At 34.9% G+C, this 22172-nt stretch carries 23 protein-coding genes; 8 read left to right on the forward strand and 15 right to left on the reverse strand.

Annotation, left to right across the window (positions count from 1 at the left end):
• Positions 1-521: 521 nt before the first annotated feature.
• From malD to H280_RS0101575, 3 genes are all read right to left on the reverse strand, one after another.
• Positions 522-1364 (reverse strand): maltosaccharide ABC transporter permease MalD, encoded by an 843-nt coding sequence (gene malD / locus H280_RS0101565; protein WP_020059351.1) that lies wholly within the window; start codon positions 1362-1364, stop codon positions 522-524.
• A complete protein-coding gene (locus tag H280_RS0101570) occupies positions 1365-2666 on the reverse strand; it encodes a sugar ABC transporter permease (protein ID WP_020059352.1) in 1302 nt (433 codons plus the stop codon). It abuts the gene before it with no gap.
• Positions 2667-2744: 78 nt separating this feature from the next.
• A complete protein-coding gene (locus tag H280_RS0101575; protein WP_020059353.1) occupies positions 2745-4007 on the reverse strand; it encodes a sugar ABC transporter substrate-binding protein in 1263 nt (420 codons plus the stop codon).
• A gap of 302 nt (positions 4008-4309) precedes the next feature.
• On the opposite strand from H280_RS0101575, the gene H280_RS0101580 reads away from it, so the two are divergent.
• Positions 4310-6070, forward strand: a complete 1761-nt coding sequence (locus tag H280_RS0101580; RefSeq protein ID WP_020059354.1) for an alpha-glycosidase — start codon at positions 4310-4312, stop codon at positions 6068-6070.
• Positions 6071-6129: 59 nt separating this feature from the next.
• On the opposite strand, the gene H280_RS0101585 is transcribed toward H280_RS0101580, so the two are convergent.
• Positions 6130-7806, reverse strand: coding sequence for a glycoside hydrolase family 13 protein (locus H280_RS0101585; protein ID WP_020059355.1), 1677 nt, complete (start codon positions 7804-7806; stop codon positions 6130-6132).
• 274 nt (positions 7807-8080) lie between these two features.
• Here H280_RS0101585 and H280_RS0101590 point away from each other — a divergent pair, with 274 nt between their 5' ends.
• A complete protein-coding gene (locus H280_RS0101590) occupies positions 8081-9181 on the forward strand; it encodes an ABC transporter ATP-binding protein (protein WP_020059356.1) in 1101 nt (366 codons plus the stop codon).
• Positions 9182-9219: 38 nt separating this feature from the next.
• On the opposite strand, the gene H280_RS0101595 is transcribed toward H280_RS0101590, so the two are convergent.
• Entirely contained in the window at positions 9220-9702 is a 483-nt protein-coding gene (locus H280_RS0101595; RefSeq protein ID WP_028411056.1) for an SDR family NAD(P)-dependent oxidoreductase, read from the reverse strand.
• Positions 9703-10084: 382 nt separating this feature from the next.
• Positions 10085-10540 (reverse strand): RDD family protein, encoded by a 456-nt coding sequence (locus tag H280_RS0101600; protein ID WP_020059358.1) that lies wholly within the window; start codon positions 10538-10540, stop codon positions 10085-10087.
• Between the two features lie 146 nt (positions 10541-10686).
• Here H280_RS0101600 and H280_RS0101605 point away from each other — a divergent pair, with 146 nt between their 5' ends.
• Entirely contained in the window at positions 10687-11121 is a 435-nt protein-coding gene (locus H280_RS0101605) for a DUF3997 domain-containing protein (protein ID WP_020059359.1), read from the forward strand.
• A 15-nt stretch (positions 11122-11136) separates the two neighbouring features.
• On the opposite strand, the gene H280_RS26275 is transcribed toward H280_RS0101605, so the two are convergent.
• From H280_RS26275 to H280_RS0101620, 3 genes are all read right to left on the reverse strand, one after another.
• Positions 11137-11511, reverse strand: a complete 375-nt coding sequence (locus tag H280_RS26275; protein ID WP_020059360.1) for a hypothetical protein — start codon at positions 11509-11511, stop codon at positions 11137-11139.
• Between the two features lie 259 nt (positions 11512-11770).
• Entirely contained in the window at positions 11771-12280 is a 510-nt protein-coding gene (locus H280_RS0101615; protein ID WP_020059361.1) for a GNAT family N-acetyltransferase, read from the reverse strand.
• Positions 12281-12408: 128 nt separating this feature from the next.
• Positions 12409-13155 (reverse strand): hypothetical protein, encoded by a 747-nt coding sequence (locus H280_RS0101620; RefSeq protein WP_028411057.1) that lies wholly within the window; start codon positions 13153-13155, stop codon positions 12409-12411.
• 228 nt (positions 13156-13383) lie between these two features.
• On the opposite strand from H280_RS0101620, the gene H280_RS0101625 reads away from it, so the two are divergent.
• Entirely contained in the window at positions 13384-14142 is a 759-nt protein-coding gene (locus tag H280_RS0101625) for an AAA family ATPase (protein ID WP_020059363.1), read from the forward strand.
• Between the two features lie 38 nt (positions 14143-14180).
• On the opposite strand, the gene H280_RS0101630 is transcribed toward H280_RS0101625, so the two are convergent.
• The 3 genes from H280_RS0101630 to H280_RS0101640 all read right to left on the reverse strand — a co-directional run bounded on the left by H280_RS0101630 (position 14181) and on the right by H280_RS0101640 (position 17281).
• On the reverse strand, positions 14181-15356 hold the full coding sequence (locus tag H280_RS0101630) for an acetyl-CoA C-acetyltransferase (RefSeq protein ID WP_020059364.1): 1176 nt from the start codon (positions 15354-15356) through the stop codon (positions 14181-14183).
• A 505-nt stretch (positions 15357-15861) separates the two neighbouring features.
• Entirely contained in the window at positions 15862-16857 is a 996-nt protein-coding gene (locus tag H280_RS24330; RefSeq protein WP_020059365.1) for an RNA-guided endonuclease InsQ/TnpB family protein, read from the reverse strand.
• A 130-nt stretch (positions 16858-16987) separates the two neighbouring features.
• Positions 16988-17281 carry a DUF3928 family protein gene (locus tag H280_RS0101640; protein ID WP_020059366.1) on the reverse strand — a complete coding sequence of 98 codons (294 nt, stop codon included), beginning with the start codon at positions 17279-17281 and terminating at the stop codon, positions 16988-16990.
• 304 nt (positions 17282-17585) lie between these two features.
• On the opposite strand from H280_RS0101640, the gene H280_RS0101645 reads away from it, so the two are divergent.
• From H280_RS0101645 to H280_RS0101655, 3 genes are read left to right on the forward strand one after another with little or no spacing between them, the layout of a single operon-like run.
• On the forward strand, positions 17586-18014 hold the full coding sequence (locus tag H280_RS0101645) for a hypothetical protein (protein ID WP_020059367.1): 429 nt from the start codon (positions 17586-17588) through the stop codon (positions 18012-18014).
• Positions 18015-18046: 32 nt separating this feature from the next.
• Positions 18047-18343, forward strand: coding sequence for a hypothetical protein (locus tag H280_RS22925; RefSeq protein WP_020059368.1), 297 nt, complete (start codon positions 18047-18049; stop codon positions 18341-18343).
• Positions 18344-18386: 43 nt separating this feature from the next.
• Positions 18387-19004, forward strand: a complete 618-nt coding sequence (locus H280_RS0101655; RefSeq protein WP_020059369.1) for an ImmA/IrrE family metallo-endopeptidase — start codon at positions 18387-18389, stop codon at positions 19002-19004.
• Between the two features lie 15 nt (positions 19005-19019).
• Here the strand turns inward: H280_RS0101655 and H280_RS0101660 are convergent, their stop codons facing one another.
• From H280_RS0101660 to H280_RS0101670, 3 genes are read right to left on the reverse strand one after another with little or no spacing between them, the layout of a single operon-like run.
• Entirely contained in the window at positions 19020-19757 is a 738-nt protein-coding gene (locus tag H280_RS0101660) for an HAAS domain-containing protein (RefSeq protein WP_020059370.1), read from the reverse strand.
• 20 nt (positions 19758-19777) lie between these two features.
• Positions 19778-20539: a DUF1129 domain-containing protein gene (locus H280_RS0101665; protein WP_020059371.1), complete on the reverse strand. Its 762-nt coding sequence runs from the start codon at positions 20537-20539 to the stop codon at positions 19778-19780.
• 56 nt (positions 20540-20595) lie between these two features.
• Positions 20596-20928, reverse strand: coding sequence for a PadR family transcriptional regulator (locus H280_RS0101670; protein WP_028411058.1), 333 nt, complete (start codon positions 20926-20928; stop codon positions 20596-20598).
• 197 nt (positions 20929-21125) lie between these two features.
• Between H280_RS0101670 and H280_RS0101675 the strand changes: the two genes are divergently transcribed.
• Positions 21126-21902: a 3-hydroxybutyrate dehydrogenase gene (locus tag H280_RS0101675; protein ID WP_020059373.1), complete on the forward strand. Its 777-nt coding sequence runs from the start codon at positions 21126-21128 to the stop codon at positions 21900-21902.
• Positions 21903-22172 lie beyond the last annotated feature (270 nt).

Here is a 22172-nt window from a genome sequence, read left to right on the forward strand (position 1 = left end):
AAAAACTCCCTTTCTTTTCAGGAGAGACGTGAGCATCTGGCCGCTCATAGAAACGGTCAGGGCCTTTTCCTACCACTTGCAACGTTTAAAACAAAAGGAGAAAGCAAGTAGCGGTCATGTTATTTTCTACATAGCAGAGACTTATATGTCGAAAGTTTAAAATGAATATTTATAGTTACTTCTATTTTTATTGCGCATTTGCGAGCAGTAAGATTTCCACATCAATATTCAGAGAACACAAAGAAAATAGATGGTGAATAAAATTCTTCCGCTAATGGATATTCCATTTTTTCATTTAGAAAAACATTTATTAACAATCTATATTTCCCCTCCTCATGTATTGTAATGGATAGATGGTTATTTTCCTATACTATATACTATTTTTTTGAATTTTTCTTCGTCCCTATACTTGCTAAATCGCTTCTTCGATATAGCGCAATTTCCCGGTGGTCTCCATCCCACTGATAGAAAACCCTTCTAATCAGGAGATAAAAAAAGATAAATGAGACATAACGTCCCATTTATCCCTTCGTCCCTCCAGCAGTTAAACCAGAAATAAAATATTTTTGCAAAGATAAGAACAAAATTGAAATTGGTATCGCAATTAAAACCGATCCTGCTGCAAATGTTGTAAATTCATTACCGAATTTTTTCGCTACCATTTCATATAGTCCAACAGCTAATGTATAGTTTTCTGGTGTACGTAAAATGATACTCGCTAAAATAAAATCAGTAAATGGACCAATAAAAGTAAATAACGCTACAACCGCAACAATCGGTTTTGCTAAAGGCATAATAATTTGCCAAAAAATCCGAAAATGCCCTGCCCCATCCATACGAGCTGATTCGTCTAATTCTTTTGGAATCGTATCAAAGTACCCTTTCATAAGCCACGTATTCATTGGAATTGCACCGCCAACGTAGATTAGAATCAACGCTAGATGCGTATCCATTAATCCTGTCAACTGCGCTAAAATATACAATGCAATTAACGCTGAAAAGTTTGGGATCATTTGAAGAATTAAAAATGTTACTAACCCATTCTTTCTTCCGACAAAACGATATCTCGAAAATGCATATGCTGTAAAACTAATTGACAATACAGAGAAAATCATTGTCAAAACACTAACTTTCAACGTATTTTTATACCAAAGTACATAGTTACTTTGCGAGAGATCCAGTAGTTTTTTGTAATGATCCAGCGTCGCATTTTTAGGAATGATACTTGATCCTGAGAGACTATCTCCCGGGTTAAACGATGATCCTACAATCCATAATAATGGATAGAAAATAATCACACACATCATGAAAATTACGAAATAACTTAATGAAAGACGTAATATCTTCTGTCGTTTTATGTTCATTTACATCATATCCTCTTCTTGGAATGATTTTGTTCTTTTAAATTGCCATAAAGCAACTGAAATAACAATTATTGATAAAATCATCGTAAGTGCTGCTGCTTTCCCGTATTGAGCCGATGTCATCGTCAACTTATAAATCCAAGAAATTAAAATATCTGTCCCGCCTGCATCTTGTCCCGATACAGCTGGACCACCGCCATTAAACAGATAAATAATACTGAAATTGTTAAAGTTGAACGTATATTGCGTGATTAAAATAGGAGCAGTCGCATATAAAACGAGCGGTAGTGTAATTTTACAAAATTGTTGCCAAGCTGTCGCACCATCTACCGTCGCAGCTTCATACAATTCACCTGGAATCGATTGCAGTATACCTGTCGTCATCGCAAAAATAAACGGAAAACCAAGCCATGTTTGAATGAAAATTAAAGCGACTTTCGTCCAAAATGGGTCTGTCATCCAAGCTATTTCTTTAATTCCAAATAGAGCTAACACTTGATTGTTAATTGCTCCAAATGATTCATTAAACATACCAGCAAATACGAGGATCGATACGAATGCTGGAACGGCCCAAGGTAAAATAAAGATTGTACGAATTATCGCTTTCCCTTTAATTTCCTGTTGATTCACTAAGATTGCTAAGAAAACCCCAAGCGCTACTTGCAATGTCGTTGCGAAAAACGTCCAAATGATTGTCCAAGAAAATACACTCACAAATGTGTTTCGCCACATTGGTAATGTGAATATATCAACAAAGTTTTTAAAACCAACCCAATCTACAAGTTTTGCAGGAGGAGAATGATATAAATCATAGTTTGTAAATGCAATTAATATAACGAAAATAATTGGAAGTACAACAACAAAGATTAATAACAGAAATCCTGGCGAAACCATCATATACGGAAAACCTTGGTCTAATAAATGATGGTACTGCTCTTTCACAGAGTGTAACGGTATTCCTTCATCACGCTTTTTCCCATTTTGATACGCATCATATATGTTAAAAGCATATATACCTAGTCCAAATGCAGTGACGATCAGCGCTAAAATTCCTTTTACTAATAGAAAGATAGAGTGATCTCGAGGAACTTCTGTACCGAGCGTTACAATCCCCCACAACCCAATATTTAACATGTCTGCAAATGCTACAAAAAACGAGCCAGTTAATATTAGAAAAATAATACCTTTTACATATTGTTTATTGTACAGTTGACCAATACCCGGAATAATCGACAACGTTGCCGCTGTTTTTCGGTGTTTTGAACCGTTTCCTGCATGAGCTGGTTCAATGGATGTCTGCATGGTTCTTCCCCCTTTTTTTCTTCCCCTTGGAAGGAGGAGAAATTGTGTCTCTTTTAAATAAGAGACACAATTTCTATATTATTTTTTCTTACTATGATTTGCTTCAATGTTTCCTTTAATTTGTTTCACAGCCCCATCAAGTGCCGCTTTTGGATCTTGTTTGTTTGTTACAACTAATTGCAATGCATCACCAGCTGGCTTCCAAACTTCTTGCATTTCTGGAATATTCGGCATTGGAATACTATTTTCTGCTTGTGCTACGACTGCTTTTGCAGCTTCGTTATCTTTAATAACTGGATCTTCCATCACTGATTTCACTGGAGCAATTTCTTTTGTTTTTTCAAAACGAATTTTTGCATTTTCTTCATTTGTTACCCAATCAGTGAATTTTGTTGCTAAATCTTTATTTTTTGAGAAGCTTGTTACATGCCATCCTTTTACACCAACAAATGTCTTCATCGGTTGACCATTCGGTAATTTAGGCATTGGAGCTACACCGTAGTCAATTTTTGCTTTTTCAATCGCTTGAAGTGCCCATGGACCATTCATAATAGATGCTGCTTTTCCTTCATTAAATAATCCATCTGCAGCTGATCCACCAGACTCACCGATAATTCCTTCTGGAAATAGTTTTTCTTTATACCATTTTTGAATAAATTCTGCACCTTGTACTGCACCGCTATTGTTTAATCCAATATCAGTTGGGTTTGGTTTACCATCTTTCTCACCAAATACATAACCGCCCATACCAGCCATAAATGCATTCGCGAAATAGAAGTTATCTCCTAATGTTAAAAATCCATATTTCCCGTTCTTCGTAAACTCTTTTGAAAAGTTAAATAGTTCATCCATCGTTTCTGGTGCTTTTGGCATTAATTTTTTATTGTAAATGAATACAGGTGTTTCAATAGCCTTTGGTAAACCATACAGTTTCCCATCATATGTTTGTGCTTTTAATGACAAATCAGTAAATTTACTCTTAACAGAATCATCAACTTTCATTTCAGAAAGTAGTCCCTCTGTTGCTGCATTTCCGATTTGGTCATGTGGCAATGTTACAACATCTGGTCCTGTACCAGCTGGACCGTCAAGTCGAAGTTTTTTTACCTGCTCTGTCATCTGAACTTCTACAACTTTTACTTTTACGTTATATTTCTTTTCAAAGCTTTTTACGGCTGGATCTAAACCAACACCTTTTTTCTGATCTTCCCAAACGAGAAGATCATAATCTTTCTTCTCTTTGCTCGCCTCTTTTTTTCCTGAATCTTTCGGACCACACGCGGATAACATTCCGATTGTCAAAGCTGAAACTGTTAATAAAGATAACGCTTTCTTCTTCATCCCTAACTACCTCCCAAATTATGTACATAATACCTAAAAATGAAAACGTTTGCATGTAATAGTTTAATAGAAGCACAAACAACTTTCCAATCTATGAAAACGTTTGCGCTATTTGTCTATCATTATACATTCTTTTATAGATTTTGCAAATATTATTTTTCAAAAAATTTATGTATTCCTTCTTTGTAGTCATTGACTTTACCTAAAATGAGTACTACTCTTATAAGCAATATGAAAGTTATATAAAAAGCAATCGTTTGCGATATATCTTTATTTGAAAAATAGTAAAGGGGATTTTTCACATGTTAAAAGAAGCAATATACCATAGACCAAAAGATAATTACGCATACGCTTATAATGAAAAAACACTTCATATTCGGCTGCGTACAAAAAAAAACGATGTAGATGTAGTGTCCTTCATTTATGGAGATCCATATGAATGGCAGGACGAGAAGTGGCTCACAGAAAAAATGGCAATGGAAAAGAGCGGTTCGACGGATTTATTTGATTATTGGTTCGTTTCAATTGAACCAAAATTTAAGCGCTTACGATATGGATTTGAACTAAAAAATAATACGGAAACTATCGTTTATACAGAAAGAGGATTTTTCACTGAAACACCTACCGACGACGTCGGCCATTACTTTTGCTTCCCATTTATACATGAAGAGGATGTTTTCACAGCCCCTTCATGGGTAAAAGATACAGTGTGGTATCAAATTTTTCCAGAACGTTTTGCGAACGGAGATGATACATGTAATCCTACGAACACTCTTCCTTGGGGCAGCACAGTGCCAACCGCAACAAATTTTTTCGGCGGAGATTTTGCTGGTATTATGCAGCATCTTGATTATCTTGTAACACTCGGTATTTCCGGAATTTACTTTACTCCAATCTTTACGGCACATTCGAATCATAAATACGACACAATTGACTATATGGAAATCGACCCTCAATTCGGAACGAAAGAAACATTTCAAAAGCTTGTTGAAGCATGTCATCAACGCGGTATTAAAATTATGCTAGATGCTGTATTTAATCATAGTGGATACTTTTTTGATAAGTTTCAAGATGTTCTTGAAAAAGGAGAACGTTCACCTTATAAAGATTGGTTCCATATTCATGAATTTCCAATTAAAACAGCACCTGTTCCTAATTACGATACATTCGCATTTACACCTGATATGCCAAAACTAAATACTGCTCATCCAGATGTAAAAGAATACTTACTAGAAGTAGGCCGTTATTGGGTACGAGAGTTTCACATAGACGGTTGGCGACTTGATGTTGCAAATGAAATTGATCATAGCTTTTGGAGGGAATTCCGCAGTGAAATAAAAGCAATTAATTCTGAAGTGTATATTTTAGGAGAAATTTGGCATGATGCACAGCCATGGTTACAGGGGGATCAATTTGATGCTGTTATGAGCTACCCGGTTACAAACGCCCTCCTTTCTTACTTTGCACATGAAACGATTAAAGCTAGTGAATTTATGGAACAAATTACATCATCTTTACATTCATATTCCATGAATATAAACGAAGCTGCTTTTCATCTATTAGATAGCCATGATACACCGCGGATTTTAACAACCTGCAACGGTAATAAAGAAAAAGTAAAATTACTTTATGTATTCCAACTCTCCTTCATCGGTTCGCCATGTATTTATTACGGTGATGAAATCGGAATGGAGGGCGGAATGGATCCAAGTTGCCGAACATGTATGATTTGGGAGGAAGATAAACAAGATAGAGAGTTATTTCAACATATACAAACATTAATTTCACTACGAAAGCAATATAAAGCCTTTAGTGGACACGGATCATTTCAATGGATTGAGGCAAATGACAAACACAATTATATTTCTTATATGAAAACATACAAGAAGGAAACGATATTTTTTGTTTTAAATCCAACAAATCGTAAAGTTTCAGCTCCTCTTCCTTATGATATCGCTAGTAAAAAGATTACAAACTTATATACAAAAGAAGAGTTTTCTGCCGAAACAAACTCACTACAAGTTACACTTCCACCATACGGATTTTCAATTTTGAAATGGTAAATTAGAAAAGAGGTTGCCCAAAAGTGAAACTTTTGGGCAACCTCTTTTTCGCTATTTGCTCATTTCAGTTTATACACCCTCGTTTCATAAGGCTGTAAAGCAATATTTGCAATTGATTCACTCTGCACATCATAGTTGTGTATGAACAACTCTGAACTACTATATGTTATCTCTTCCGGCAACTCAAATACACATGATTCCTCAGTAAAGTTTGCAATAACAAGTAATTTCTCATCTTTCCATGTTCTCACATAAGCAAAAATAGACGAATGATCTTCTAAAATCAAGTCATATGCACCATATACAATGATTTCATGCTTTTTACGAAGTTCAATCAATTTCTTATAGTAATAAAAAATTGATTGCGGGTCACGTAATGCCTGCTCTACATTGATAGCTTTATAATTAGGATTTACTTGTAACCACGGCTCACCTGTCGTAAACCCCGCATGTTCACTGTTTTCCCATTGCATCGGTGTTCGGGCATTATCACGCCCTTTCGCATAAATAGATTGCATCACTTTTTCATGATTTTCGCCACATTCCATTACTTTTTCACGGTACATATTCAGCGTTTCAATATCGCGGTACTCATCAATTGACGCAAATTGGACATTTGTCATTCCAATTTCTTCACCTTGATAAATATAAGGAGTCCCTTTCATCATATGAAGTACCGTCGCTAACATTTTTGCTGACAGAATACGATAAGATTTATCGTTACCAAAGCGAGATACAACACGCGGCTGATCATGATTATTCCAATACAAACTATTCCATCCTGTATGCTCCAATGCCTTTTGCCACTTTGTTAGATTTTGCTTTAATGTAAGGAGTGAGCATGGAAGCACATCCCATTTACCATTCTCTCCAGAATCTAAATCCATATGTTCAAATTGAAATACCATCTGTAATTCCTGGCGCTCTTCAGCTGTATACAGTTTAGCTTCTTCCGTCGTTACTCCCGGCATCTCACCAACTGTCATAATGTCATATTTAGACAGTATTTCTTGATTCATTTCATGTAAATACGTATGAATATTAGGCCCGTTCATAAAGTATTGATGCCCTGATACATATCCTTCCGTTTCGGTATCAACAGCTGGGAGCCCTTCTGTTTTTGAAATAAAATTAATGACATCCATACGGAAACCATCAATCCCTTTATCAAGCCAAAATTTCATCATCTCATAAATCTCTTTACGCACATGCTCATTGTCCCAGTTTACATCCGGTTGCTTTTTTGAAAATAAATGCAAATAATACTCATCTGTCTTTTCATCATACTGCCAAGCCGATCCACTGAAAGCAGCTCCCCAATTATTCGGCTCTTTTCCATCTTTTCCTTTACGCCAAATATAGTAATCTCGATATGGATTATCTTTTGATTTCCGCGATTCAACAAACCAATGATGTTCATCTGAAGTATGATTAACAACTAAATCCATCATTAATTTTATATTACGTTTATGCATTTCACATAACAATTCATCCCAATCATTCATCGTCCCAAATTCATCCATAATCTTACGATAATCGCTAATATCATAACCATTATCATCGTTTGGAGATTCATAAACTGGTGATAACCAAATCACATCTATACCTAGTTCTTGTAAATAATCAAGCTTTGAAATAATTCCACGAAGATCACCAATTCCATCACCATTACTATCCATAAAGCTACGCGGATAAATTTGATATACAACACTTTCTTTCCACCACTGTTTCTCCATCATGCTACCCCATTTCATTAATTTAATTGCAAAACAGGCGCAAACGTTTTCATGACTGAATAATAACAGATTTAAAAAAAAATGAAAACAGCCTTATATTTTTTATTATCAAAAAATATAAACTTAATCTCAATTAACACTAAGTATACAATAGTTAAACTACACTTTCTTAAAAATATGAAAACGTTTTAATTTTTTTGTTTATTTTTTTTATGCATTCGTATATAATAAACCCAAAGAAAACGTTTGCACACTTTTGCTAGGAGGAAAAGTCATGGCAGAATTAAAATTAGAAAACATTTACAAAATATACGATAACGATGTAACAGCAGTAACAAACTTTAATTTACACATACAAGATAAAGAATTTATCGTGTTTGTCGGTCCATCTGGTTGCGGGAAATCAACGACATTACGAATGGTCGCTGGTTTAGAAGATATTTCAAAAGGTGAGTTCTCAATTGATGGAAAACTTATGAATGATGTTCCTCCAAAAGATCGTGATATCGCAATGGTCTTTCAAAACTATGCACTTTATCCGCATATGAGTGTTTATGATAACATGGCATTCGGCTTAAAGCTTCGTAAGGTTCCAAAAGATGAAATTGATCGACGCGTAAAAGATGCAGCCCGTATTTTAGGACTAGAAGAATATTTAAATCGAAAACCAAAAGCATTATCTGGAGGGCAACGGCAACGTGTTGCATTAGGACGTGCCATTGTTCGTGATGCAAAAGTTTTCTTAATGGATGAGCCATTATCAAATCTTGATGCAAAATTACGTGTAACAATGCGATCAGAGATTTCTAAACTACATCAAAAACTAGGAACTACAACTATTTATGTAACACATGACCAAACAGAAGCTATGACAATGGCATCACGTCTTGTTGTTATGAAAGATGGGAAAATACAGCAGATTGGAACGCCAAAAGAAGTATATGAAACACCCGAAAATATTTTCGTTGGCGGATTTATTGGCTCCCCTGCAATGAACTTTTTCCGTGGTCAGTTAACAGAAAATTACTTTGTAATAGATAATAAGATAAAAATTAAAGTATCTGAAGGAAAAATGAAACTGCTGAGTGAACAAGGCTATATTAACCAAGAAATTATTTTAGGAATTCGTCCAGAGGATATCCACGATGAACTCTTATTTTTAGAAGCTTCACAAGATACAACATTTACAACAAAAATTGATGTTGCTGAACTATTAGGTGCAGAATCTATTTTATATATGAAACTTGGAAATCAAGATTTTGCAGCACGTGTTGATGCGAGACATATGTTTACAAACGGTGATCAAATCCAGCTTGCTTTCGATATGAATAAAGCACACTTCTTTGATGCAAAAACTGAAAATCGCATTCGCTAAATACAAAGAAACCGTCCATATTCATGGGCGGTTTTCCATTATAGTACTACTTCTGCTATATGAAATGATTGTTGCTTTGCTCCTATAACACCAGAAATCGGCAAATCTGTTAACATCATTTCTTCTTGCTGTTTCATAAAAGATGACGTCAATTGTTTTATTTCTATCCAGACGTCATTTATGCAAAGTGTTGCGGAATCGTTCCCTTTTTCATGAGAAAATATTGGATCTATTTTATATAATCCAGCATTATTAAACAACATATCAACTCTATTATAGACTTCAAGTGCAACTTCTAAAACATGTCGCCAATCACTTTGTTTACCCATATCGTGAGTAACAAAAATTGCCTCCCCACCTAATTCTACAATTTCATCAACTGTTGCTTGTCCGCTTTCCTCATCAATATCTGTCACAATGACTTTGGCACCTTGCCCTGCCAACAAAAGAGCTGTGCTACGACCAATACCAATGCCACCACCTGTTACAACGACAATTTTTCCTGCTAGCTTCATCGTCATTACCCCTTCTGGTTAGTCCTACCGTCACAGTATACTCCTTTTTTCAAAGCATTCGCAAGCAGAAAAAGATAGATATATAAGATGTAATCGTTTACTTTTGAATTTTCTCTTTTTTCTTACTATTGTACTACTCAAAAGCTAGACTGACAAAAATATAAATTTATTACTCTTTATTATAAAAATATCATCTTCTTAATTTTCAATCTAATTAAATTAAAAAAGCGCACCTTTCCGCGGCGCGCCATCAATATGGAGGGTACTATATAGGAGATGCCTGTCCTATATAAATTCTATTATAACAATTAAAAATATCGAATTTTGTAAAAATTTATACTTGGTAAAAATTTTCATTAAAAAAAGAGAAGCGGCTGTCTCTCCTTCTCTATACGACACTCATAACTTTTGTTTTTACTATAAGGTCATGGAAACCGCTATTATCACTTCTAAACAGCATCATATATACATTACATATTATTGGAATCCCTAGAAATAAAATATTTGGTATTAATAATACAAAAAACCTCATTGTTAATATCCCTAACGTTAACTTTTCCTTTGTAAGTGATACAAGCTTTGTACGCGTAAATTTTTTCCCTAGTGTATATCCATTCCACATGAATGGTAGAACAATAAAATAAAGCGCCATTAATACACATACAAGTCCAAGGTCATAACGGATGTCTCCTGAACTTACATTAAACCGATTCAAGATTGCTTTATAGTTGCCTGTTGTAATTGCGACAACAGCACCGTACAGAACAGAAATGAAAAACATATCAATAATCGCAGCCCCGATGCGATTCATAACAATCGCTGGACGATGTATTTTTAGCTTCATGTTGTGTCGTCTCCTTTTTTCTATCCTTTATTAACTGTTTCATCGTATCATGTCTAAAAACAGTTGTAAACAACTCATAAATTGGTGTTTTACTCTCTTTTCCTGTACAATATGTATCAATCATATTTCAGAAGGAGGAGCTCATATTGAAACGATTCATCATCTTCTGCTCTTTCATACTTTTAGCTAGTTGTTCAACAGATTCTAATTACTCTCATTACAGTGTTAGCGATGAATATGAGCTCATTAATGTTACCGGTGACGCACTAGAACTTTTCCCAAAATCAGACGCCTTGTATGCTTCTCAATATATTCCATCAAAAATTGTGGAAATTGCTTGGAACGACGCTTATATTTTAGCAAAGCAAATAGAACAAACAGATGATCCTAACAACCCTGACGCTTCTATTACCAATCAAGCGAAAGAAAATTATTGGATTGTTGATTTGAAAAATAACCGCCGATTTGGTCCCTATACAAAAAAACAATTTGAAGAACAAAAACAAGAATTTCGTATATCAGAACAACTGCAATTACAGAACGTGAAAACTTACCTTACAAAAGAAAAACAAGCATCTTAAAAAAGATCAAATGTTTCATTTGATCTTTTTCTCATTATTTCTCTTATAAAACAACATTCCATAAACAATAGTTCCAAACATAATACAAAATAATAATATGAATGCCTGTTGAATCAATACAATATGCAATCGCAAAATGTCTTGAACACTCTCAGCGTTATAGTATCCACAACCATAGAAAAAAATAAATATCAATATAAATATATAAATTTTGTGTTGATAAAAATAATGTGCAATACTCATCCCAATTCCAAATAGTACTCCGATATATACAAATTCATATAGAAAATGAATAAGTGATAATTGCTCGATTCGTTGTAACATATATAATAAGCCTATTTGAAAACAGACCGCTAATATAACTCCGATCAACACCGTGAATGCCCTCACGGATTGTCTCCCCTTTCACTCTATTCACTTCATTATATTCACAAAGTGATAAAACGAATGGGGGGTTGTATTATATAAATCCACTTTGACTTTTCGACATATAGATTGCTATGCAGAAAAATAGATGCTGCTACTGTCTTTCTCCCTTTGTTTGAACTTCGCATGTGGAAGAAAAAGGAACTAACCGCTTCTACGCATGGCTAGACGCTCTCGCCCACCTAAAAAGAAAAGGGTTTTTATGTCGTTTTTTAACTTGGATTTATATAAGAAGAGTTTTTACATCTTTCCAGCCGTATGCAATTTCTTCTACGTGTAATTCTTCAATTTGTTTCTTATCCACAAAAGAGCCTTGTAATGCTTCATAAAAGTATTTAGAAGGATTGCTTGCCACTACCCAAACAAGCATAGAACAACAGCCATTCTCATATAAATCTGCGGCTACCGCTTTTATTAATCTTTTTCCAAGTTGATTACGCTGATATTCTTGTAAAATATATATCGCATATAACTCTCCGTCATATCCATAACTACCCGTTCTTTCTTTCCCGCCATCTGCAAAACCGATGATGTTCCCATCAATTGTTTTAGCAACATAGACATGCGACTGCTGTTCCTTTAATATTTTTAGCCATAATACCTCTCGTTTCTCATACGACTTTCTATCTAATACTTCTTTGGGCATTATACCATCATATGTTTCTCTCCAACTATCAACATGAACACGTGCGAGTTCTTTTGCATCATTTACATTTGCTTTGACAATATACATTTTTCCCTCTCCCCGCTAATCACTATGTACATATAAATTCTCTATAAAACGACATATTCCCTCTCCTACTCTATAAGTCGATATTCTTTTTTCAACATATATATGGCAACGAAAAAACCATTTCACTACTATAATGAAATGGTAAATGTTTGTGGTTCTGCTATTTTTTCATGTGTGTCTCCTACCACCAATATATCTGTTGTAAAAGAAACTGTTTTTACTTTTTCATTAGGATCACTTAGTAAAAGTCCAATTAAGCCATCCCTTTTTTCACCAGGACTATAATCCTCTCTCGATACGCTTTTTGTACCAACAAGCGTATCTTCTGCATATAAAAAGTTTTTCGCTGGTACATGGAATGATTGCGTTTCATTTACAGTTACATCATTCATCGAAAAGAACTTCATCTCTTTGTCGCCTGCATTTTCAACCTTATATGTAATTTCAATATATTTAGCGGTCTCACCAATATCTTGTCCACTTAATGACGCATACAATTCTGCTTCCGTTCGCTCCAATGTCTCACCTAAGCGATATTGCACTTCTTCTGGAGTCAATTTTGTATACATTTTAAGCGTTTCTTTTGTATCAGTTTCCATATTTGATAATGTAATAACTCTGAGATTATCTACATAAATTTTCATCGTTCCAACTGTAAATGTTTCATTTACATGTTTGATTTGTTCTAATTTTAAAGTCCCCCAGTTTTTTTGCTTAATCTCTTGCCCTACTTTTGTTAGTTGTAAACCGCCATATTCATTTGTCTCAGAGATAGTCTGCTTCTTCGGCTGCTTCACTTTTTCTTGCTGAGCACACCCACTTAAAATTATAAGAATGCTACATAAAATATAAAATACATTCCTGACTTTCATCATCTTTCTCCTGTCATTACATACTATGAAACCATCATTACATGTACTATTATACTATATATACCATTTTTAATAATTCGCCATATAATTGGTAGCTATACATGCCTAAATGCTCTCCACTACCATAAAAAAAAAGAGGAGGTCCATTTTTCAACTTGTATTTCTATAAGCTGTTTGGTAGCTTTTTTACTACTTTAGAAATATATCCTACTTTAAAGTGAGGTGCTTATATTGCAAGAGAAACAACCTTTTTTACAAACAATTTTACTAAAAAAAGACAAAATCCCATCATTTTCTATTTATCCATTTTCATTACCTGTTGTTCGTTCGCTACAATCTTTATCCTTTCATCCAAAGGTTACCTATATTATAGGAGAAAATGGAACAGGGAAATCAACACTATTAGAAGCAATTGCCACTGCATGGGGATTCAATCCAGAGGGAGGGACGAAAAATTTTCGTTTTTCCACAAACTCCTCTCATTCTAGCCTATATGAATATCTCACACTCGTAAAAGGTTTACAAAAGCCAATAGATGGATTTTTTCTTCGTGCAGAATCTTTTTATAATGTGGCATCTTATATTGATGAAATGGATAAAGATCCTTTTAGTGGCGGGAAAATTATCGATTCTTATGGAGGTACTTCCCTTCACGAACAGTCCCACGGTGAATCATTTTTCTCTGTATTTATGAACCGCTTTTCTAGTAATGGACTCTATATTTTAGATGAACCTGAAGCCGCTCTTTCACCAATGCGTCAACTTTCTATGCTAATTCGAATGCACGAACTCGTTGATGAAGGCGCACAGTTCATTATAGCTACACATTCTCCGATTTTAATGGGATATCCAGATGCAACTATGTATTCCTTACATCAGGAGAAGATACAAGAAATTACATTAGAAGAAACAGAACATTATCAAACGATGAAACTCTTTTTTGAAGATCGTGAAAGGCTATTTCATCACCTATTCCGTCCATATCCATAAACAAAACCAGCTAGTAGAGATACTAGCTGGTTTTGTTATTATAACGCTTCTATAAATAACGCTACTCCCATACCGCCACCGACGCAAAGAGAAGCAATTCCTTTTTCCAATCCTTGTCTTCTTAATTCATGAATCAAACTTACTGTAATACGTGCTCCAGTGCATCCAATTGGATGCCCAAGACCAATTCCACTACCGTTTACATTTACTTTCTCACGATTTAAACCTAATTCTTTCTCTACCGCTAAATATTGTGCAGCAAAAGCTTCATTAATTTCAAATAAATCTACATCATTTGCTGACCAATTTACATTTTCCAGTCCTTTTTGAATCGCTGGCACTGGCCCTATCCCCATATTTTTAGGATCAACACCTGCTACAGAATATCCAACAATTCTCGCTAATGGTTGAAGCCCTTTTTCTTTCGCTTTTTCTTCACTCATTAAGACTAGCGCTGCACTTCCGTCATTAATACCCGATGCGTTTCCAGCAGTTACTGTTCCATCCTTACGAAAAGCTGCTTTTAAACCCGAAAGTTTTTCTAACGTAATATCTGCACGAGGATGTTCATCTTTAGAAATGACAATCTCTTTTCTACGTTCCTTTTTCATAATCGGAACAATTTGTTCATCAAAATAGCCCGCTTCGATTGCATGAAGAGCACGTTGATGACTTAACAACGCTACTTCATCTTGTTCTTCGCGAGAAATTTCATATTGCTCGGCAAGATTTTCCCCAGTTTCCCCCATCATAATATGATGGATTGGATCTTCTAGCACTTCCCACACCATATCACGAATTTCTCCATGTTGTAGTCGTTGTCCCCAGCGGTTTTCTTTTAATACATACGGACTAGAGCTCATCGCCTCTACTCCCCCTGCAACAACAATATCACTTACACCTAATTGAATTTGCATTGCTGCTGAAATTAGCGCTTGCATACCTGAAGCACATTGACGCTGAATTGTATAACCAGTAACCGTATCAGGAAATCCCGCCATAAGAGCTGCTGTTCTTGCTGTATTTGCCTCATCTGTTCGCTGAATACAGTGACCTAAAATCACTTCATCTACTTCATTGGGCGACACACCGCCTCTTTTTACAGCTTCCTGTAATACAGGAACTATAAGTTCAGTTGGCTTTACATTTTTGAAAACTCCTCCAAATGTTCCAATCGGTGAACGAACTGCAGCTGTGACGACTACGTTACGCATCGTGTACTTTCTCCTCTCTTATGTATCCGAGTAAATTTGAGATGAAATACCACAAGATGCATATCTATGTCTATTATACTAACAATTAACTGAGAAATCAAAATATTTAATAAAGCAAAAATACATAAATCTAAATTAAAAAACCGACATAAAACCATTCTTTTTCGGTGGGCGAGAGCACCTGGCCATGCATAGAAATGGTCAGTACCCTTTCCTGCCACATACAAGGTAAAACAAAGGAAGAAAGCAAGTGCAGGATCTTCTGTATAGCCACAATCTATATGTCGAAAAATAAAAATGGATTCATATATAAAGAGAATTCCTTTCCTATTCTGTCAATGCTAGTGAACTACCCACCACTTAACGCCTTTACGGTCTGTTTGAAGTGGGGGCTTCAAAAGTCAAAAGACTTTCTCTTTTATTGCTAATTCATCCACAAGCCTAGCGGCTCGTGTCCAAAGCCTTGAATTCGCGGCGTCCCTACCGCTAATAAAATCGATACAAACTACGCGATTATACTTTGTTCGTGCAAAATACGAATGCCGTAATACTTTAGATTACGACCCGCATTGTAATCTCTATCGATTTTCGTGCCACAATTATCGCACGTATAGATTCTTTCAGATAATTTCAACTGATCTTTTTTGTGATTACACTCACTGCATAATTTACTCGACGCAAAATACTGATCCGCAACGATGTAATATTTGCCTTTTTTCTTAGATTTGTACTGTAACATCGTTCGAAACATACCAAATCCATTATCATGCAGCTTTTTTCCTAAACGCAAACATTGTGCAAGGTTACTTAAGTTCAAATCTTCTACAACAATGGCATGATAATCATTGGTTATCTGATTACTTTTCTTGTGTAGAAAATCTTTTCTTTGTTTTTTTGCTTTTGTTGTTACTTTTTGATATTCTTTCACTTGCTTGTCATAATTTTTACTATATACAATATTTCCTGCTTCATCTGTTTTTGCATGGTTCTTTTTGCGAGCTAAGGATTTATTGATTCTTCGCTCTCTTTTTTCTATGATTTTGTTATACCGACTGTACTGAGCTGTTCGTCCTTGGCTGTCTACATACAATTCGCTTTGACTGTAATCTAGTCCAATTACTTCGTCAGCAGTTACGAATTCTACCTGTTTTTCATTTGGACAAAAATAATCAATAGAAAGAGAAACGACATATTTTGTTCCTTCTCGCTTAATTGTTGCTTTTTTAATGATTCCATCAATCGGTAATTCTCGATGTAGATGAATCGAAATACCTTCTTGAAACTTTGGAATACATAAAAAATAAGAGCCATTTTCTTGTGTGATTTTTATGTTTCCGTTGGTTTGATTCGTAGTATAGCTTAATTTCCCCTGTTTTTTACTATGGAATTTAGGCATACCTTTTCTGTCTTTCAACGTAGGAACATAACCGATTGTTTTCATCTTTTTACGAACCGACTTTTTTGTTCCTTTTATATGTACACCCTCTTTTGTGGTTGCCATATACATTCTCCTTTCTTTCCATCTCCTATAATAGCAAAATTCTTTCTTAATTTGTTTGATACCTATACTATAAAATATTTTCATACACAAAAAGAGGCTAACTCACATTAGCCTCTTCATTACTTATTGTCTAGCCAATATGGCTTTCGTATTTTACGTCCTCAAATGCTTTTTCAATCTCTTCATCTCGGTAATGGACATATGTAAAACGACCTAACTCTACTAAACGTGCAATTTCCCGCAATGCTTTTTCTTGTTCATACTTTTCATTAATATCAACATGAACATAAAATTTCATAAGCGGATGTTCATACAACGCTTCGCCCACTTCCACATATACATTTTCTACCCCTTGTATAACTTGAACATAACTTGCAAATTGATAAATAGCTTCACGATCTGAAACAATTTTTAATGTATACATGTTTTTCCCCCCTTTTCTTTTACTATAACAAAAAATGGGTATATAATCATGTCGAAGTTTGACTATTTTCTGACTTCTTTTCACCAATTTTCATCACGCTATTCAGAGGTCATAAAAACACAAACATAATTTATTATTAAAACTGCTCACAAATTCATGTGAATTTAATAAATTATTAGTAACTCATGCTGTAACAGGATAAAAACCGCTCTAAACGATAGTTCATTTGTCCATACACATTCTCTCTTTTCACATAAAGTATGGTATAGACATTTTCTATAGTTATTATAAGGAGAGGATTCTATTGTCTTATTATTATTATGATCGCTGCCGAAGAAGAATCCAGTGTGATCAACCTGATCAATCTAATCAACCTGAATCACAAGAAGAACATACAAAGAAGCATACACATAATCATAACGTTGCTCAGATTTCAGATAGTGGAAATTCTCAGGTGAATTTAAACGTAGACTCTGATATAGATACTGATACAACCGCTACTAATCAGCAGTCTACTGATGTAGGACAGGGACAAGAGCTGGCACAAAGTCAAGATCAAAGTCAGGCACAAGGTCAAGGTCAATTGAATACAGATGTTACAAACCAATTATTAGCGGCCCTGCTCCCATTTTTAACAAATGTTTTAAATAACGCTACTCAATCCTCGCAAAATAATCTAAATCTAAATAACCAAAATCTAAATCAAAATAATCAAAAAGGAATAGGCTACTAAACAGTAGCCTATTTTTGTAAGGAGGATTAATTATGATGCGGCGAAATAGCTCCAATATTTCAAACAGCGGAAACTCTAATGTGAATATAACCGTAAACGTCGATACAAGCTCTATCGCCTATGCAATGATGTGTTATTGGCATACGAGCGGTATGATTACGGATGAACAGTTCACCCATATGATAACTAATTTTAACAGTTTACTAAACAAAGAGGACGCTATCCTTCCGCAGCTCTTATCAAATAAAGAATATTCTCCATACGTGATTCGGCAAAAAAACAATGTAAATACATTAAAAACATTTATGCCTCCTTTTTTTAATCGTTAAGTATATTTCGATAGAAAAATTCATAATATTTGAGGTGTCTCCTATGCGTCCTTACATGAACATATGTATTTTCACTACTCCTGGATCTCATATTGACAACCACCGCATTGCTAGGGATATTGCAATTGCCGAATATATTTGGCATCCTATTATATTTAAAATTAAAGATGTCAGTGTTCTAGATGAACTATATCGTTTTCATGATGGTGAAATTAGTTACGTATCTTCGTTAAAATCGCAACCAAAGTTGGCTTCCTTATTTGCTAAATGTTCTGAGCATGCGTCGCAATGTGATATTTATATTTGTTATATCGGCAGTGATTATTTTCAAGAACAATCTGTAATCGCTTGTGCCTATTCCATATCAATTCGTAATCAAATTAAAGGTTACATTGTATTAACAAACGCCGCTTCAGCTTCGAAAAACATGTACACACTTGCCCACGAAATCGGCCACATTTTATTCACACGCCGTGTACAAGATAAGCTTACAAATGCTGATCCTGAATGTCCAAACGGCTCCGAGCACCATCCTTCTCCTACAAACCTTATGCATTACATCATTCCTACCCCTTATATATCACAAATAGATTCCTTATTAACAAATACACAAAGAGAGTTATCTTTACAAAGCCCTTTATTGCGTAAAGAGAAAAAATAAACGCTGTAGTTACTTCTACTTTTTATCTTTAAAATAGAAACATAAAATAAGAAAAGCTATTCCCATTAAAACAGGAATTCCCCAATATAAATTTCTATCTCTTAATTGATCAAAAAGAAGCGGTACAAGAATCATAACAATTAATATAAACAGTCCACTCCAACCAATCATGCGAATATTAATAATAGCAGCCAAAACAAACAACGTGATTCCAATGATATATCGCAACTGCCCAGTAATTTCAAATAACGTTGCCCCGTAACATTCATTAGAAAACATAAGGGTAAGAGATAATAATATAGGCGTTATAGCCATAATCGTTAATACTATATTTCGTTTCCATTTATTATTTTGAAAAAGCATGTTTCGTGCAAATAACACGTTACCTATAAGTATGAAACATACAATAAGAGGATAGCCAATGAAACTAATAACAGATACTTTGTAGGGCTCATTCAAATTTCGAAATAATAAATCTGGAATTGTCCAATATGCGGTTACACTCATAATGAAAGTTACCAACAAAGTAAAATTTCTCTTCCTATCTATGTCCATTTCTCTTGCTAATTCATCTGCATATTGCTTTGGAGAACCTCCGAAAATATCGATTACTGTTTTCCCTTGCTGTTCTCCTTCTGCTAAATGAAGCTCGGCGTCTTCTAAAAAAGATTTTATATCTTCTTCTTTTATTCCTTTTACTGTTAAATAGGCTCCTGTATCTTCTAGAAACTGCTTTGATTCTCTTGACAGCACCTAACCCACTCCTATCTTAACTATCTCTGCACAATCTTTTGTTGTTTAGAATCCCACATCATAAGCAGTATTAAGCTTCCATACGACACAATTGGCTCTAAATTTCCCCATCCCGTATTATTAATTTTAAAGTATTCAAATACAAACATAATAAAAAGCAAAACAAATAATGTTAATACCCCCATCCAACTATTTAAACGAAAATTAATTATTATAGCTGCTGCAAATAATAAGAAACCGAGAATATAACTTTGAATCGAGGATAAAGAGAAAAATGCTGTACCATACTGTTTATTAAGCAGCATTAATCCAACAAGTAAAACCATTGGAATGACAGCCATTACTACATATATAACAGAAAACTCTCTCAATTTACTTTGAAAACTAGAGCTACGAAAAGCAAAAATCATCCCTGCTATCATCAAGAATAAAATGATAGGATATCCAATTAAATTAATAAGTGATACAGTGAATGGTTTCCCTGCATTTCGAAATACAAGTTCTGGAATCATCCAATAAGCTACCGTTGCAATTGCTAAAGAAATAAGTAAATTCCAATTTTCTTTCTTATCAATTTCCATCTCTTCAGCCAACTCTTCCGCATATTCTCTCGGAGAATCCCCAAAAATATCTGTTACCGTCTTTCCTTCTTTTTCTCCTTCTATTAAATGAAGCTCAGCATCTTCTATAAAGCTATTTACATCTCCTTCCTTTATTCCTTTTGTTAATAAGTACACTTTCATATCAACTAAAAACTTTTCGCCTTCTTTAGAAACTTGCATGATACTCTCCCCTCGTTTAGATTACTTGTTTTTGATTTCCTTTCATCACGTCAACGTTATCGTTTCCTCCCTTTTCCTTCTAACAAGCGTTGTACACTACTTTGCATCGCTTCCCAGCGTTCCATAAAATTATCTAGTGCATCTTCACCTTTTTCTGTTAGTGTGTAATATTTTCGCTTTGGACCAGATGAGGATTCCTTCATCGTACTTATAATCAACTCTTCTTTTTGCATGCGAATTAATAGCGGATAAATACTTCCTTCACTTGCCATGGTAAAACCATACCGTGCCAGTTTTTCACTCATTTCATATCCGTATATTTCTCCTTCAGAAATAATGGCAAGTAAGCATCCTTCCAAAATACCTTTTAGCATTTGACTCGTCGACATCATTCAAATCCTTCCTCTATCTTGTTTTACAAGATAGGTAAGTATAAGTATCTTGCTTTACAAAATAGTATAACAAACAGTATTTTGTAAAACAAGATAGCTTTCATAATTTCCCCAAAAGATTGCAGGAATTCCCACTTCTTTTCTATAAATAGAGCATTAGTCTAACTATATTTATGGAGGAGATGGAATAAAAAATGTTTAGCAATCGCATTGTATTTTTAACAGGTGCAGCAAGCGGCATTGGATATGAAATGGGAAAGGCCTTTGCGAAAGAGGGGGCAACTGTCGTAATTACGGATCGGTTAGAGGTCCGAGTACAAGAGGCAGTGAAACAATTACAAAACGAAGGGTATAAAGTATTTGGAATGCAATGTGATGTAACAGTAGAATGTGAGATTGAACAAGCTATTTCTGAAACTGTTACACGATTTGGTTCACTTGATGTATTAATTAATAATGCAGGTATGCAATACGTTTCTCCAATTGAAGATTTTCCAACTGAAAGGTTTGAAATGCTGATTAAAATTATGCAAATTGCACCGTTTATTGCAATAAAACACGCATTTCCTATTATGAAAAAACAACGATACGGTCGCGTTATTAATATCGCTTCTATTAATGGTCTCGTTGGTTTTGCAGGTAAATCTGCATATAATAGCGCCAAACACGGGGTAATTGGGCTTACAAAAGTCGCAGCACTAGAAGGAGCTGAGTATGGTATTACCGTAAATGCACTTTGTCCCGGCTATGTTGATACCCCTCTTGTTCGTAATCAACTTCAAGATTTAGCTACAACAAGAAATGTCCTGCTTGAACATGTGTTAGAAGATGTCATTTACCCGCTCGTACCACAACAACGATTATTACATACAGAAGAAATTTCAAACTACGCCTTATTTTTAGCAAGCGAAAAAGCAAAAGGAGTTACAGGACAGGCTGTTGTCATTGACGGTGGTTATACGGCACAGTAAATGACAACAAACTATGTTTCTTCTATATCAATTTTAAAAACGGATTGTGCTTATTCACGCAATCCGTTTCCGTTACATATATAAATCTACTTTGGTTTTTTAACACACAAATCACAACTATACAGAATACAATATACCTACCACTAGCCTGCTCCTTTTATTTCAAACCTGGCATGCGGCAGGAAAAAGACCTGACCGCTCCTATACATGTTCAGACGCTCTCGTCCTCCCCTAACAAAAGGGGGGGTTATATCGGGTTTTCAATTTGCA

The sequence above is a fragment of the Bacillus sp. 123MFChir2 genome, assembly GCF_000383235.1.
Classification (GTDB): Bacteria; Bacillota; Bacilli; order Bacillales; family Bacillaceae_G; genus Bacillus_A.

Coding starts and splice junctions, on each gene's coding strand:
- malD (WP_020059351.1), bottom strand. CDS start 1,364: ATGAACATAAAACGACAGAAGATATTACGTCTTTCATTAAGTTATTTC.
- H280_RS0101570 (WP_020059352.1), bottom strand. CDS start 2,666: ATGCAGACATCCATTGAACCAGCTCATGCAGGAAACGGTTCAAAACAC.
- H280_RS0101575 (WP_020059353.1), bottom strand. CDS start 4,007: ATGAAGAAGAAAGCGTTATCTTTATTAACAGTTTCAGCTTTGACAATC.
- H280_RS0101580 (WP_020059354.1), top strand. CDS start 4,310: ATGTTAAAAGAAGCAATATACCATAGACCAAAAGATAATTACGCATAC.
- H280_RS0101585 (WP_020059355.1), bottom strand. CDS start 7,806: ATGGAGAAACAGTGGTGGAAAGAAAGTGTTGTATATCAAATTTATCCG.
- H280_RS0101590 (WP_020059356.1), top strand. CDS start 8,081: ATGGCAGAATTAAAATTAGAAAACATTTACAAAATATACGATAACGAT.
- H280_RS0101595 (WP_028411056.1), bottom strand. CDS start 9,702: ATGACGATGAAGCTAGCAGGAAAAATTGTCGTTGTAACAGGTGGTGGC.
- H280_RS0101600 (WP_020059358.1), bottom strand. CDS start 10,540: ATGAAGCTAAAAATACATCGTCCAGCGATTGTTATGAATCGCATCGGG.
- H280_RS0101615 (WP_020059361.1), bottom strand. CDS start 12,280: ATGTATATTGTCAAAGCAAATGTAAATGATGCAAAAGAACTCGCACGT.
- H280_RS0101620 (WP_028411057.1), bottom strand. CDS start 13,155: ATGATGAAAGTCAGGAATGTATTTTATATTTTATGTAGCATTCTTATA.
- H280_RS0101630 (WP_020059364.1), bottom strand. CDS start 15,356: ATGCGTAACGTAGTCGTCACAGCTGCAGTTCGTTCACCGATTGGAACA.
- H280_RS24330 (WP_020059365.1), bottom strand. CDS start 16,857: ATGGCAACCACAAAAGAGGGTGTACATATAAAAGGAACAAAAAAGTCG.
- H280_RS0101640 (WP_020059366.1), bottom strand. CDS start 17,281: ATGTATACATTAAAAATTGTTTCAGATCGTGAAGCTATTTATCAATTT.
- H280_RS22925 (WP_020059368.1), top strand. CDS start 18,047: ATGATGCGGCGAAATAGCTCCAATATTTCAAACAGCGGAAACTCTAAT.
- H280_RS0101655 (WP_020059369.1), top strand. CDS start 18,387: ATGCGTCCTTACATGAACATATGTATTTTCACTACTCCTGGATCTCAT.
- H280_RS0101665 (WP_020059371.1), bottom strand. CDS start 20,539: ATGCAAGTTTCTAAAGAAGGCGAAAAGTTTTTAGTTGATATGAAAGTG.
- H280_RS0101670 (WP_028411058.1), bottom strand. CDS start 20,928: ATGTCGACGAGTCAAATGCTAAAAGGTATTTTGGAAGGATGCTTACTT.
- H280_RS0101675 (WP_020059373.1), top strand. CDS start 21,126: ATGTTTAGCAATCGCATTGTATTTTTAACAGGTGCAGCAAGCGGCATT.